General features: G+C 57.3%; 10 protein-coding genes and 3 tRNA genes. 6 read left to right on the forward strand and 7 right to left on the reverse strand.

Annotated features, from left to right (window positions below):
- Positions 1–65 precede the first annotated feature (65 nt).
- From GXX95_01420 to hmgA, 6 genes are all read right to left on the reverse strand, one after another.
- On the reverse strand, positions 66–2432 hold the full coding sequence (locus tag GXX95_01420) for an AAA family ATPase (protein ID NLT36808.1): 2367 nt from the start codon (positions 2430–2432) through the stop codon (positions 66–68).
- Positions 2433–2473: 41 nt separating this feature from the next.
- Positions 2474–3394 (reverse strand): hypothetical protein, encoded by a 921-nt coding sequence (locus GXX95_01425; protein NLT36809.1) that lies wholly within the window; start codon positions 3392–3394, stop codon positions 2474–2476.
- A gap of 121 nt (positions 3395–3515) precedes the next feature.
- A tRNA-Ser gene (locus GXX95_01430) sits at positions 3516–3602 on the reverse strand.
- Positions 3603–3642: 40 nt separating this feature from the next.
- Positions 3643–5298 (reverse strand): phenylalanine--tRNA ligase subunit beta, encoded by a 1656-nt coding sequence (locus GXX95_01435; protein NLT36810.1) that lies wholly within the window; start codon positions 5296–5298, stop codon positions 3643–3645.
- A gap of 35 nt (positions 5299–5333) precedes the next feature.
- On the reverse strand, positions 5334–6386 hold the full coding sequence (gene amrS, locus GXX95_01440) for an AmmeMemoRadiSam system radical SAM enzyme (protein NLT36811.1): 1053 nt from the start codon (positions 6384–6386) through the stop codon (positions 5334–5336).
- Between the two features lie 91 nt (positions 6387–6477).
- On the reverse strand, positions 6478–7626 hold the full coding sequence (gene hmgA, locus GXX95_01445; GenBank protein ID NLT36812.1) for a hydroxymethylglutaryl-CoA reductase (NADPH): 1149 nt from the start codon (positions 7624–7626) through the stop codon (positions 6478–6480).
- Between the two features lie 230 nt (positions 7627–7856).
- Here hmgA and GXX95_01450 point away from each other — a divergent pair, with 230 nt between their 5' ends.
- From GXX95_01450 to GXX95_01470, 5 genes are all read left to right on the forward strand, one after another.
- Entirely contained in the window at positions 7857–8270 is a 414-nt protein-coding gene (locus tag GXX95_01450; protein ID NLT36813.1) for an S-adenosylmethionine decarboxylase, read from the forward strand.
- 210 nt (positions 8271–8480) lie between these two features.
- A tRNA-Ile gene (locus GXX95_01455) sits at positions 8481–8558 on the forward strand.
- 669 nt (positions 8559–9227) lie between these two features.
- Positions 9228–9374, forward strand: coding sequence for a hypothetical protein (locus GXX95_01460; GenBank protein ID NLT36814.1), 147 nt, complete (start codon positions 9228–9230; stop codon positions 9372–9374).
- Positions 9375–9596: 222 nt separating this feature from the next.
- Positions 9597–9674: transfer RNA gene (locus GXX95_01465), tRNA-Ile, on the forward strand.
- 661 nt (positions 9675–10335) lie between these two features.
- On the forward strand, positions 10336–11454 hold the full coding sequence (locus tag GXX95_01470) for a hypothetical protein (protein ID NLT36815.1): 1119 nt from the start codon (positions 10336–10338) through the stop codon (positions 11452–11454).
- 9 nt (positions 11455–11463) lie between these two features.
- Here the strand turns inward: GXX95_01470 and GXX95_01475 are convergent, their stop codons facing one another.
- On the reverse strand, positions 11464–12372 hold the full coding sequence (locus tag GXX95_01475) for a DNA-processing protein DprA (GenBank protein NLT36816.1): 909 nt from the start codon (positions 12370–12372) through the stop codon (positions 11464–11466).
- Between the two features lie 475 nt (positions 12373–12847).
- Here GXX95_01475 and GXX95_01480 point away from each other — a divergent pair, with 475 nt between their 5' ends.
- The gene (locus GXX95_01480) at positions 12848–13363 is read left to right on the forward strand and encodes a hypothetical protein (GenBank protein NLT36817.1); all 516 of its coding nucleotides are present in this window, start codon (positions 12848–12850) and stop codon (positions 13361–13363) included.
- The last annotated feature ends 352 nt before the right edge of the window (positions 13364–13715 follow it).

The raw sequence follows: 13715 nt of genomic DNA on the forward strand, positions 1-13715 counted from the left end.
CACATTTTCCCATCCCGGCCACTATATGTATATTTATGAATTTATATGTTGTCTGGATTCACAGTTCAGGGGTGGAAGGCCTTCACCGCCTCGGCCATGGCCTGCAGCCTCTTCTGCACCAGGTCGTTGATGCTTCCCTCCTCGAAGGTCCCATCCTCCTTCATCGCCCCCGCCGGCCTTGACGTCAGCACCTCGATGCCCTCATCGATGGTCTTCACCGGCCAGATGTGGAACTTTCCTTCCTTTATGGCCTTGACGACCTCCTCCTTGAGCATGAGGTTCTGCACGTTGGAGAAGGGGATCATGCACCCCTGCTCACCTGTAAGTCCCAAGGCCTTGCACGTCTCATAGTACCCTTCGACCTTCTGGTTCACCCCTCCGATAGCCTGGACCTCGCCCTTCTGGTTAACGGAACCGGTGACGGCTATGTTCTGTCGTATGGGCACGCCCGACAGAGCGGACAGTATGGCATAGAGCTCGGTGCTGGACGCACTATCACCGTCCACGCCGGAGTAGGACTGCTCGAACACCAGGCGTGCGGACAGGGACAGGGGCACGGTGCGGGCGTATCGTTCGTGCAGGAAACCGCTCAGGATGAGGACGCCCTTGGTGTGGGTCGCGCCACCCATTTGCGACAGCCTCTCGATGTCCACGATGCCCTCGCGCCCGATCCCCACGGTGGCGGTGATGCGGGACGGCCTTCCAAAGGCATAGTCGCCCACGCTGAACACGGCCAGACCGTTGATCTGCCCTACCTTCGCACCAGTGATGTCGATGAGGTATTGACCCTTGGTGACCGACTCCTCGATCTTCTTCTGGATCATGTTGGAGCGGTACTCCCTCTCCTCCAGCTGCTGCATGATATGCTTCCGGGAGATGGTCTTGGAGCCTTCCTGCTGCGCGTAGAAGGACGCTTCACGGATGATGTCCGCGATACGGGCGAACTGGGTGGTCATCTTCTCCTGGTCATCGGCCATTCGCGAGGCGTGCTCGACGATCGCCGCGAGGGCCGAGGGATCTAGATGCAGGAGACTTTCCTTCGTTACCAGAGAGCACATGAAGCTGGTGTACAGCTCAATGTTCTCAGGCGTACGGTCCATCTCCGTGTCGAAGTCGGCCTTGATCTTGAACAGCTCCTTGAAGTCAGGGTCCAGGTTGTAGAGGATATTGTGGACTTGGGGGTTACCGATCAGTATTATCTTCGCATCGAAGGGTATGGGTTCCGGCCTCAGGGTCTTGGTCACCATGTAGCCTAATCTCGAGACGGGGTCCTCCAGTTCTAGCTTGCCTGTGGAGATGGTCTGCTTCAGACCCTCCCATACCATGGGGTCCTGGAACATCCTCTCCACCGGTATGATGAGGTACCCGCCGTTGGCAAGGTGGGCGGTGCCCGCGCGGATCATGGTGTAATCGGTGACCAGCGCCCCGAACCTGGCCTCCCTTTCGGAGTAGCCGAACAGGCGAACGTACGTGGGGTTGAACTCGGACAGGACCGGAGCGCCGACCGTCTTGGAATGATCGACAATGAGGTTGACCCTGTAATTGCGGGTGGGATCGACCACCGGCGCGTTCGGTTCTTTTGCAGGAGTGCTCAGGAACAGGGGCACGTTGTCCACAATGTCGTTCTGCACCTCCTCCAGGTACTCTATGACCTCATGGTTCTCGCGGAACTCGTCGCGCACCCCGCCGATGTAAGGAACCACGGCGAACGCTGCCACCCTACGGTTCAGGTCCAGCAGTTCCTTGTCCACCTTGCGCATCGTTTCCTGGAGAGGCCGGAACATCTCCCCCATCTTGCTGTTCAGCGCCTCGCGTTCCTCGTTGATCTTCTTCTGCAGCGCCGGGGGAAGCTGCTGGAACTCGGCATCGTTCAGGGGCCGACCCTCCACGATGGGCGTTAGGGCGATGCCCACGGGCGAGGGCTGCAGGAGGAACCCGACCTCCTTGGCCAGGGCGTTGATGTTGGCCACGATCTCGTTCCTCTCCTGGTTAATCTTCTGGACGACGGCCTCACGCTGCTTGGCGTACTCCGCGCTTTCGAACGCTTCCCTCAGGGCAGGCGGTATCTGCGTCACCAGGCGCTCCATGGCCTTCTTGAACAGCGCCCCCTGACCGGCCACCAGGGAGATGGCCCGTGGACGCGAGGAGTCCACGAAGTTATTGACATAGCACCAGTCCGGCGGCACTGGCTGCTTCACCGCCAGGGCCGTGGAGAAGTCCTGGATGGCGGACTTCCTGCCCGTTCCCTGGATCCCCGAGATGAATATGTTGAAGCCCTTGTCCTTGATCCGCAGCCCCAGGTTCAGGGCCCTGACGGCCCGCTCCTGTCCCAAGATCGTGTCCAGGGGCTTGATCTCCTCTGTGCTGTCACATGAGAACGCCTTCTCGTCCATTGCCCTTCGGGCCTGGTCATAGGTTAGCTCAGGGATCATGATGTATCGACATAGAATGGGAGGCGAGATTATAAAAAGCGTTATTGACGGGGGGCTGGACGCTTTTCGTGGGGATACAGGTAGTGGCTGAGGAAGATGAGCCAGGCGATGTCCACGGTCATGCATATGGTGGCGGGCATGGCCGCGACCTCTCCTAAAAGGGCTATGGCCAGTGCGGCCGCCATCCCGGTGTTCTTGTGGGTGGCGAACAGGATCTGGGGCACCCTCTGAGCCCACGGTACGGCCCTGCGCCGGGACAGTCTCTCCCAGGCGATCCCTAAGACGAAGGTGCGCACGAAGGCCATCGCCAATAGGGCGATGAGGAGACCCTGTTCGGACAGGAAGACAGCGCGGTTGGCACCGGCGACGGAGATTACCAGGACCGCGAAGGCGATGTTGATGACCATGCTCCTCTTGTAGGGATCGATGTTCGCCCGCCTGAGGGGGCGGGATACGATCACAGGGACCGCTATGAGCATGCCCACGTACCACAAGAGCGTCACCACGCTCACCGCATGCCCGATGAACGCCAGCGTGAGCAAGGGGGTCAGAACCAGCGCTATAAGGTAGAGGGCGGCGGAGGATACCAGGGTCCCCTCGAGGTCGCCTCCCAGGACGAGGGTGAAGGGTATGACGGAGACCGCCGAGGGCACGGCCGCCATCAGGATCCACCCGTTCCTAACGTCTCCCACGAACAGGAATGCCATTGCTATCGTCGTTCCCGTGGACAGGATGAAGGATAGGGCGAAGGCGGCGCGTACCGAGAGAATGTGGTCCCTGAGCTGCAACCCCTTGAAGGTCATGCTGCAGAGAGAGAAGGACATCATGACCATGAGGGCCCCCATGGCCACGTCCTTGTTCATCTTCGGATAGGCCTCGGGGAAGCCTCCGAAGACCAGGGCGATGAGCAGCGCGGTCACCATCATGTAGGCGTTGTTGCCCAGGAAGTCCCTCGGTCGCACAGAGGGGGGATGGTGGGCGTGAACTTCTATGTTACTGAGATGTTACGTCGGTTAAGGTATTGTCCGCTCTTGGCGGCGACCTCACTGACCCGGGCTTTGCAGAAGCATAGGAAAAGGAGAGCGCCGAGGGGGAGATTCGAACTCCCGGGGTGCAGAGCACCACCAGCTCTCAAGGCTGGCGCCGTGATCCGGACTTAGCTACCTCGGCCTGTGGTGGCCACATTCCTTGAGGGTTTTAACGATTTCGGTCACGCCACGCGTTCCAGCTTCCCCTCGGTCATGGCCTCGAGGTCCAGCTCGAAGGCGGCAATTGGGTACCCTAACTCGAAGTCCACGATGACCTGGGGGTGCATCTCTCCGAAGTTGCCGATGCACGCCCCGTCGACGATGACGTCGGCGCCCCGCCCCTCAAGGTAGGTCCCGACGGAGGATGGCTGGATGACGTACTTAACCGAGAGGTCCCTCATGACACTCTCCACCAGCGACTTCACCTCGGTGAAGGAGGCGCGGGCGGAGATGCTGACGCCGGCCAGATGTCGGCGGCGTTTTATCCCCATCATCACGTCCCCGACCTCGAAGAGGCGCTGCGGGAGATCCCGATGCTTGTTACGGCGGAGCACCAGCATAAGGCTGGGCAGCAGGGACACCCGGAGGCAGGTATGGTCCTCGCTGATGGGGTTCAGCACCTCAACGACATCGCCGGGAGACAAGCGCATCTTTTCGAACTGGTCCTTAACCGACGATAGCGTTAGCGTGGTCGCCTCCAGGTATCCATAACCCACCATGAGCTGGCGGGCCACGTCCGCGGCCTTGTTCACCAGAAGCTCGGAACCGAAGGTCTGGTGAGTGGGCAGGCTCTTGCCGAAGTTCTCGTACCCGTAGCCCTTAGCGACATCCTCCATTATGTCCACGGGGTGTATGAGGTCCAGTCTCCATGCGGGGGCCAGCACGCGAACCTGGTTACCCGCCGGCTCCGAATCGAAACCCATCTTCGCCGAGGCTTTGGCCATTCCCTCCGCGTCCAGGTCCATGCCCAGGAGGGCGTTCGTGGCCGCAACGTCCAGCGTCCACTCGCGGGGCTCCAGGTCGGGGGTCATGCCCTGCTGTGTGCCCTGCAGGCGGACCCGCTTGATCTTCCCTCCCCTCTCGGCCATGGCGGTGGCGACGATGTTGAGGGCGCCGGAGATGGCGTTGAGGTCGGTGCCGGTGACGTCTAGGAACACGTTCTTGGTGTCCTCGGTGACCGTTGTCAGGACTCCGTTGATTATGGGCGGGAAGGACAGCACCTCTCCCTCGCTGTCCACAAGCAGCGGGTACCTCTCCTTGCCGTCCAGGATGCGAGCGTAGTCCACACCCTTCTCATGGCGTTGGAGTATCTCCCCGAGGTCCATGCTCTCCGTCTTCCCCAGGGGAACGAAGGAGACCGATCCGGGCTCCACGGCTTTGTAGGTGAAGGGCGGGGTGACCTTGTCCATGTCATGGATGCCGATGGACACCTTGGAACGCTTCCTACCCATGGTAAGGTGCAGCTTCTCCTGCATCTCCATCAGGGAGCGGATGAAGGAGTCGGTAATGGTGATGTCCTCGACGACACCGGCCACCATGTACGGACGGACCTCCTTGATGCTCTCGTCCAGGTTGAGGACCACGTCCGAGTCCTCCACGTTATAACGGGTGAGGCCGCTCTCATGGCCCAGGAAGGTGCGGAGGGCGCGGGCGGCGCCCTCCACGCTGTAAAGGTCGGGGCGGTCGGGGAAGAACTCTATGGACATCTCCCTGGTCCCCTCATCATACGAGTGCACGTCGGCCCCCAGCTGGGGGACCCTGTCCATGAGGGTCTCCAAGCTGACCTCCTTCCCGATCAGGGAGATGAGGTCATCGTAGGAAAAAGTCACTACTGGCATCGCGAAGCGATAGGGGAGAGACTATTTTTACTTTATCAGAGGGGCACATCCCGCGGGACTATCGCGATCCTCTCCCCGCAGCTCGGGCACCGGCCGTCGTCCAGGTTTACGTTGATATCGGCGAAGGTTGGGCAGAAGCGGCTCATCTCCCCATTCTTGAAGCACACCTTATCAGCGACCTGCAGGCTCCTGCGCCGCACCACCACTTGCCCGCAGGAAGGGCAGAGCGTGTCCTGGTGGCACTCCCCCACGGTCCCTCCGAAGTACACGTATCGAAGGCCTGCCGTGATGCCGATGCAGTACGCCTCCTCCATCCTCTCCATGGTCTGTTCGGGGATGTGCGCGGAGAGGTGGAACGGCCGGAAGCGGTAGAGGAACAAGGGCGTGTCGCACCCCATCCTCTCCACGGTCCACCGGACCAGTTCCTCCACCTCCCGGGACGAATCGTTCATGCCGGGGATGAGAAGGCAAGTGAGCTCCACGTGCGCTCCCTGCCGGCGCGCCTCCGCACATGCCTCCAGGACCTCCTGGAGGCTGCCCCCGCACTGCTCTCGGTAGAACTCCTCGCAAAAGCCCTTGATGTCTATATTGGCCACCTGCACGGCCTTGAAAAGCTCCGCCGAGGCGGGCGGCAGGATGTAACCGTTGGTGTTCACCATGGTGAAAAGACCGTGCTCGCGGGCGAGGCGGGCGGTATCGATGATGAACTCCGCCCACACGGTGGGCTCGTTGAACGTCCACGCTATTCCCTGAACGCCTTGCCCTATGGCCATGTCGACCACCTCCCGGGGGCTCATGTACGTGCATTCCGCATCCTCCACGCGAGCGTTGACGAGCTTGGCGTTCTGGCAGTTCAGGCACCGCAGGTTGCAGCCGAACGTCCCCAGGGACAGCACCATAGAGCCAGGGCGATAGTGGAATATGGGCTTCTTCTCGATGGGGTCGACGTTGCGAACGCAAACCTTCCCGTAGGTCAGGGAGATCATCTCTCCGCCGATGTTCCTGCGCGCTCCGCACCGGCCGGTCGCGCCGTCAGGAAGGAGGCATCGGTGGGGGCACAGGTCGCACCTGACCTCTCCGCCCTCCATATGCCACCATCTTGCCCTCATATTAGGCCCATATCACTTCGTCGTTCATACCTGTTGCCAACAATAGCGCAATGCTCGACGAACGGCAGCATCATCTTCCTAACCGGCTGTGCGCCGACCCCAGCTGCCCCGCGGACTGGGCGCTCAGCGTGGAAAGCTCTCCTGCCAGGACGGCCGCCCCCACGATCTCCGCCAGCTTCCATGCCTTCCCCTCGCCGACGCATCCGATCATGCTGAGCGCCTCCGCCTGGCACGGCAGCCGTGTACCGCCGCCCACCGTTCCCACCTCCACGCACGGAAGGCGAACGGAGATGTATAGGTCGCCGTCCACTACCTCGCAGGTGGTGGTTACCATGCTGCCTTCGGCCACCTGGGCGGGGTCCTGGCCAGTGGCTATGTACAGCGCGGCCAGCATATTGGCGGCGTGGGCGTTTGAGCCGAGCGAGGCGGCGAGGGAGGAGCCGATACTGCACTTACGATAGCAGGTCTCCGCGACCGCCTCGGGAGTGGTGTGCATCTTCTCCTCAAGGATGGCGCGGGGGATGGTAGCATCGGAGAGGACGATCTTGCCCCGCCCAAGAATGGAGTTGATGGCCGCCGGCTTCTTGTCCACGCAGAGGTTGCCGGACACGGATATCAGGACCGCTCCGGTCTCTTTCTCCACTACCTTGGCTACGGCCTCAGAGGCTATGGTGGCCATGTTCATGCCCATAGCATCACCGGTGCTGTAAGAGAGACGAACATACATGGAACGGCCGACCACGAAGGGGTTGGCGCTCAGGAGCTTACCATGCCTGGTGGTGCCCTCTGCCGCCTCCTTCAGCATGGTGAAGTTATCTCGCACCCACTCGCCGGCCTGGACCGCGTGGCGGGTGTCGCGGACGCGGAACACCGGCGCGCGCGACATCTCGTCCTTGACGACCACGCTGGTCGCGCCTCCGGAAACGGTTATCACCGAGCATCCTCTGTTGACAGACGCGAGCAATGCGCCCTCGGTGGTGGCCATGGGTATGAGGAACTGCCCCACGGCATGGTCGCCCTTGATGTCTAGCGGCCCCACGAAGCCCACCGGCACCTGTATCGTACCGATCATGTTCTCGATATTCTTCTCCGCGACTGCGGGATCAATAGATGTCGCTCCGATGTGCCGGAGATCGGTGCCCGTGGCCTCTTCCACGGCCCTTCGGCGTTCGTCGACGTCCTCGCGGGTCTTCCCCCGGTTCTTCAGCCCTGCTCCCATCGTATCGGAATCCATATGGCCTTTTTCTCTTAAGGCTTCTGACCTCGTCCAGGGATGTTTCGAGAGCTACGTCTGAGGGAAGCAAACTATATCGGTTACCGATATTCGATGAACGGCGTTTGAAAATGCATGAAAAATTTCTATGGAATCAATTTCAAATACCAGGATTTCATCATGCATTCCCAATCCAAAAATGGATCTCGGTAAGGTGATAATAGGACATGTATAGCATGAGTCCAAGGACGGGCAAGTGTTTGAGCGATGAGGAATGCATAGACAAGTTCAAGAAGGAAGAAGAGTGGGGACTCCTCACTTCCATTGACCTTCATGACTGCGACCCCAAGAAGATCTCCAGTAAAGAGGTTATTTCGCAGTTCTCTATCGACCTCTGTGAGTACATCAGTATGAAGCGATTCGGCGATCCGATCGTGGTAAGGTTCGGGGCCGATCCCAGAGTAGCAGGTTACTCGCTCGCTCAGCTAATCGAGACCTCGCTGATCTCCGGCCACTTTGCCGAGGACACAGACCGGGCGTTCATCGACGTCTTCTCCTGCAAGGAATATCCCCCTCAGCTGACGGCGGAGTTCTGCAAGAAGTACTTCGGGGCCAAGTCCATGGAGTACTCAGTGGTCTTTAGGACTTAAGCTATTATCTCCTTACTCTTCAACAGAAGAGCACAAATCCCTTCCAACTTTCTCTCATATTATCCTGACATTGTGGCACCTCAGGTTTACACGGATTTTTCAACCTTTGACGAGCCGTCCACGATTTGTTTTTATTTTTTATTTCTTATATCTCACCGAGCTCGATCAGAGAAAGCTTTAAAACCGTTGGCAGTATTCCCTCCATTCAACGGGCCCGTAGCTTAGCCTGGCTGGAGCGCCCGGCTGATAACCGGGAGGTCAAGAGTCCAAATCTCTTCGGGCCCACCACATTCATCCGGCTTGAGTCGCTTTTGACAAGAGCCTTTTTCATCTCTCCCCTCACAGGGGAATTGTGATATAGGATCCTTACAACCCGGTTCTGAAGCTACTGATTAATGACATCCTTTTACCCTTGTGTTAGATGCGATCGTCTCTCTCTTGTGATGTAGGACCATGCTCACTTCTTCTAATAACTCTCTATGAAAAAACGGATGACTTCGTACAAATCCAGAAGGATGTGTTCGAGAGCATCGATTTCTTAGCTCAATGATGATACCTTAAAATTCAACTATTCGTCAATCCCTTACGTTTTTCCAAGGTTTTTACAAAAAACCTGAATCATTCTATCGGCATTTCTGAAAGGTCAATGCAAGAATTCGAAGGTTGCAATATATTTATCGAAGATCATATCACTTAACCCCTCCTACTGAAGTAGTGGAGAAAAATGGCAATGTCCAAAAAGATGTTGATGATCATTACCGTGATCGTTGTGGTGACCATCATTGCCATCGCCTCCACGGTGGCCAGTGGAGACGCAGATAGATAAAGTCACCTTTACCGGCACCACGGACATGGTCACGGACTGGTCAACCTGCAGGCCGGGGTCACGATCTTCCATCTCACGTCCGACGGTACTAGCTACTTCATCGTCACTCTCAAGCATTATAGGGTAAGCAGTTGGACCTTCTCGCCAATGATATCGGCAATTATATCGGTGAGAGGTCGGTAAAGGTCAACAGCGGGATCTTCAACGCCTCCCCCGGCATACACTGGATGAACATCGACGGGTGTGGAGATTGGATGATCAAGATCACCAAGATGTGATCTCAAACTCCTTCATACTTTTTATTAGCCAGCATTTCCTTCATCGAATGTTTGACCTTCTCACAGTAATGCTCTTCGATCCTCCTGATATTCTTCCTCGCATCGGCCATATTAAATTAAGCCATTTTTTCAGCGCGATACCTGTTCTCTTTCCAAGGATTGCAGGAATGTTCTTGCCTATGGCAAGCCTTAAAAAGGGAGGTGCTATTCCCTCCATTCAACGGGCCCGTAGCTTAGCCTGGCTGGAGCGCCCGGCTGATAACCGGGAGGTCAAGAGTCCAAATCTCTTCGGGCCCACCATACCTATCAAGTGGTTTCTCCTTCACCAATTCCTTTGGGAAACGCCTACCTAGCGAACGATGGCGGGTTGATCTGTTCCAACAAAGCCTCGGGGTTCGCTCTCAAACTTATTCCTATCAACTCCGGGGTAGAACACCATCCTAGCTCTGTCCTTCCGAGGACATGGTTTGATACATTCTCCATTGGTATCCCAGCCCTTCTTGCTGCCAACCTTACTAGCTTATCGAGAGGAACGTCGTGGTATGCCCCTGGATTCCATCCTTTTTGACAGTATTTCTTTCACTACTGTGGGATTTTCGCATAGGGGTCATTCACCGAGGCCTTTCCACTCATCTCTCCCCTCTTCTCCTGGTAGTGTTGGATCTAGTTTATCGTATCTCAAGCTCAGGGGACTGTTCTCCGCTTGCCTTGACTGTGCCCTTTTCCGCTGACATCTATTGTATTCACCCTTACATCGTACATGGTCAGCCTTTCGACCTCCACCCGATGAATAAAAAGCAAGAACTCAAATTGGGAGATCGATCGTTCTAGAGATACGGTCCTTTCAGTGCGGGACATAGATGATATATCCCCCATATCCATACAACCCCAGCCTGGTCGACGGACGGCTTAGGGGACCGTGCCATGCTGATCAACTAGGCGATGAACAGGTGGCAAGCAATTGGCAATGAATAAGAGTGGTCCGCTCCCGGGCGAGGTGGAGGAACTGCGCACCAGGGTGCAGGCGGAGATCGATCTGGAATTGAGAAACCAGAAGGCGATCGAAATGCAGCCCATTCGGGCCAAGAAGTTCCTCCCGGTCCTGTTCGTTATGCTCGCGATCAATGTCGTTCTCGCCTTGACCACTGAAAAATACACGCTGGTCTGGATCGTATCCAGCTTCTGGGTGTACATGTACTTCTTTGTCGTGATCATGTTTCCTACCACCTGGAGAGTTGAGGTACTGTCGGAAAGCGCCCAGGGAAAGAAGGTGCCCTTCAGGATCGCCGGAATTCGGGGAGTGCTCAAGAAGGGGAAGAAAGCTGTAATAGTTACTTTCTGGAACAGCTTCTTCGTCGGCACTCAGACCATGGCACGAGGTATCTGGGTGTTGCTGGTAACCACCTTCATCTTCGCTATCGTCGGATGGCTGGTCTTCAATGAGATCCCTGCTGTGGCTGTCGCCATAGTCCTGGCCCAGGGGGCGGCGATCATCTGCTATTATGTGTTCATCATGCGGAACCGCCCCTATTCCAAGGTGTTCATTCGAAACCTCTACAACATTCGGAGGGATCAGAATGTGCATTGGGATATCTATCTGAAGGGAGCTGTCGCGATCATTCTCCTGATGACGGTCTTTGCCATACTGATGGTCACCGCCATGTTCTTCCCCCGGATAACCCTGGACGCGGTCATCTCCTACCTGGAGTCCGACGGCTTCCAGATCGACCTCCTCGACCTGATCCTGATCTTCGCGACCCAGTTCGTCATAGTCCGTTATATTCAAGGGTTCGATAGCGCCAGGTTTTCCTCCGCGTTCATCAGGGACAAGATCGAGTTCCTGCGCAACGACGTCCTGGCCGGACTGGACTCGCTCGATGGTCTGTCCGATGAGGAAAGAACCACCAAGTTTCACTCCATAAAGGAGCGGTTCCTCGTATCCAAGCTTTACATGATCGCTTACAAGAACTTCTTCGGGTACCTACCCAGCTATCCCCTGATAGTGGACTTCCGGGCCGTCCTGCAAGAGGATGTCATCGAAGCGTTGGGTGCGGAGATCCCTCTGGACATAACGGCGTAGACCGTTGCATCAGAAAAGCTTCAGTTGCTTAGTCCCCGTGGGAGCCGCGTCATCCGGGTGCATGATCGGTATGGCCCCCAGCGCCTTGAGCTGCACGAACGAGGCCCCATGGTCCCTATCGGTGAACTTGCCGTGGTCGACAGCGTAGACCCTCCGGCCCTGCCTGATCGCTACCTCCACCTGACGGTGGATGCCGCTGCCTCTAGCCGATTCCATGACCACCACGCTTCCTGACATCCCGGTGATTATCCTGTTCCTGTGGACGAATCGCCCCGGGTTCATTTGCGCTTCCTCGGTTATCTCGCTGACCAACGAGCCATTCCCCTCGATCCAGGAGGCCAATTCCCTGTTCTCCTCCGGAAATATCTCGGTGACCGGGGTGCCCATGACCGCGATGGTGTTCCCCCCAGCTCCCAGCGCTCCCTCGTGGGCTTGAGCGTCGATGCCCCTGCCCAATCCGCTCACGATGGTGTGCCCCCTGCTCGCCAGCCTGGCCCCGAACTCGTAGGCCAGTTCGAGCCCCTTCGGTGAGGGATGCCTGGTCCCGATCAGCGCCACTGGGGAGCTTCCGGGGAAGACCGTCCCTTTGACATAAAGTATCAGGGGAGGGTTCTGGATGAGCCTCAAGATTCCCGGATATCCGGGTTCCCAGTAGGTAACGGCCCTTATTCCTTGCTTAAGGTAACGATCGGTCCGATCGGTCGTGCGGTCAAGGATGTCATTCGACACCGGCCGCTCGTTGAGTCGCATCAACGCCTGGTTCCCATCCTCCCCTTCCATCCCCTGTCGACCGGACAGATATGCTTCGAGAACCTGGTCGGCGACGTCCGTGGGTAGCTGCTGTAGGAACCCGACGATATCGGCCGCGGTATTGTCGTTCAGGCAGGCGATCAGACCGAGCTTCTTCAGGTTGAACAAGGTATCCTCCCGTGGCCTTCGACATCGGTGCGGCATCAGACGACTCGGAGATCCCGCGACCGATGGGCGGAACGGCGCCATCAAAGCGGCCGTCGAAGCCTGTGGACGTATCATCTAACCTCGTTATATCAATGACGAGCAGGGCGGAAAACGGCCCGCCCTCGCCCGGGCATACCACCCTTAACCGCTCTCATGGTGTGCATGGACAGTATGTTCTCCGGTGATGGTGGACCGGTCTGGGGTTATGGCTGCACGACATGGCCTCCTGGCCCGAGGTCGGAGGATGATGTCGTATGAAACGACCTTTGCCACACCCAATACATCAACTATCACCCTTAGCTACTGTCGCACCGGCTCGCGTGCCCGAACATTACTACCTCCAGGGCCCAGTTGATCAGGCATAATGGTCAGTTCCGAGATGACTATTTTCTATTGTGATAACATTTAAATGGATTGAAATGAAATGTTAACTGCCATGGCGATTACTGAAGGTGTTATCACACCCGCTGTGCTGATTATCGGGGCGTTGGCTGCGTTGGCAATAGCCTTCTTTGGCAGGAAGGGAAAGCTGGAGTTCAAGACAGATACCGAGTTCAACAAGAACCTGAGGGTCGTTAGCGGCATCATCGGGGCCATTATGATCATCTGGGCCTTCCTCATGGTCTACGAGTCCACGTGGAGCGAGTTCCTGATGCTGCTCATGTTCATCATCCTCGGGTTGGGGCTGGTCCTCCCCCTCCTGCCGAGGACGAACCTGGGAACAGTCATCTCACTGATCCTCGCGGCGATCGTGGGCATCATCGTCCATCAGAGCACCACCCTCAATATCTGGCTGGTGATCATCACCGTGCTGATCGTCTTCTTCGCGTTCTTCCTGATATTCAGGGTGGTGGCCGCGTCCACCAAGCTGGTCGGCACGACCATAGGCTCCCGATGGGTCCTCCTGGTCCTGGGCATAGTCTCCCTGGTCATTGGGATCTGGAAGTTCTGACAGGACCTGGATGAAATCCTTTCCCCTTCCCATCGCTTTTTTCTTACCTATGCTCGGTCCCGGTGGCCGAGCCACATCGCCCCAGGGCTGATGTCGTAACAATGACAAAGCCCCCCCTCCGGCGATAAGCGCAGGCGATCCAGATCGCTTCTCGTCCCCCTGACCCGCTCAAATCGAGTATTGGTCAAGCAAGGGGTTGAGCCGATAAGGGGCTCAAAGCCCATCGCAAGACGATAAAATGCTCTCCCGGATAGATTGGACCGATTGGACACGATCTTCCAGGAGGGCTCGATGCATTCCCACGGGAATAATCATCTAGGTCTCTATCTTGATCTCTCCAGGTTCTAATTTC

The sequence above is a fragment of the Methanomassiliicoccus sp. genome, from assembly GCA_012719175.1.
Lineage (GTDB): Archaea > Thermoplasmatota > Thermoplasmata > Methanomassiliicoccales > Methanomassiliicoccaceae > UBA6.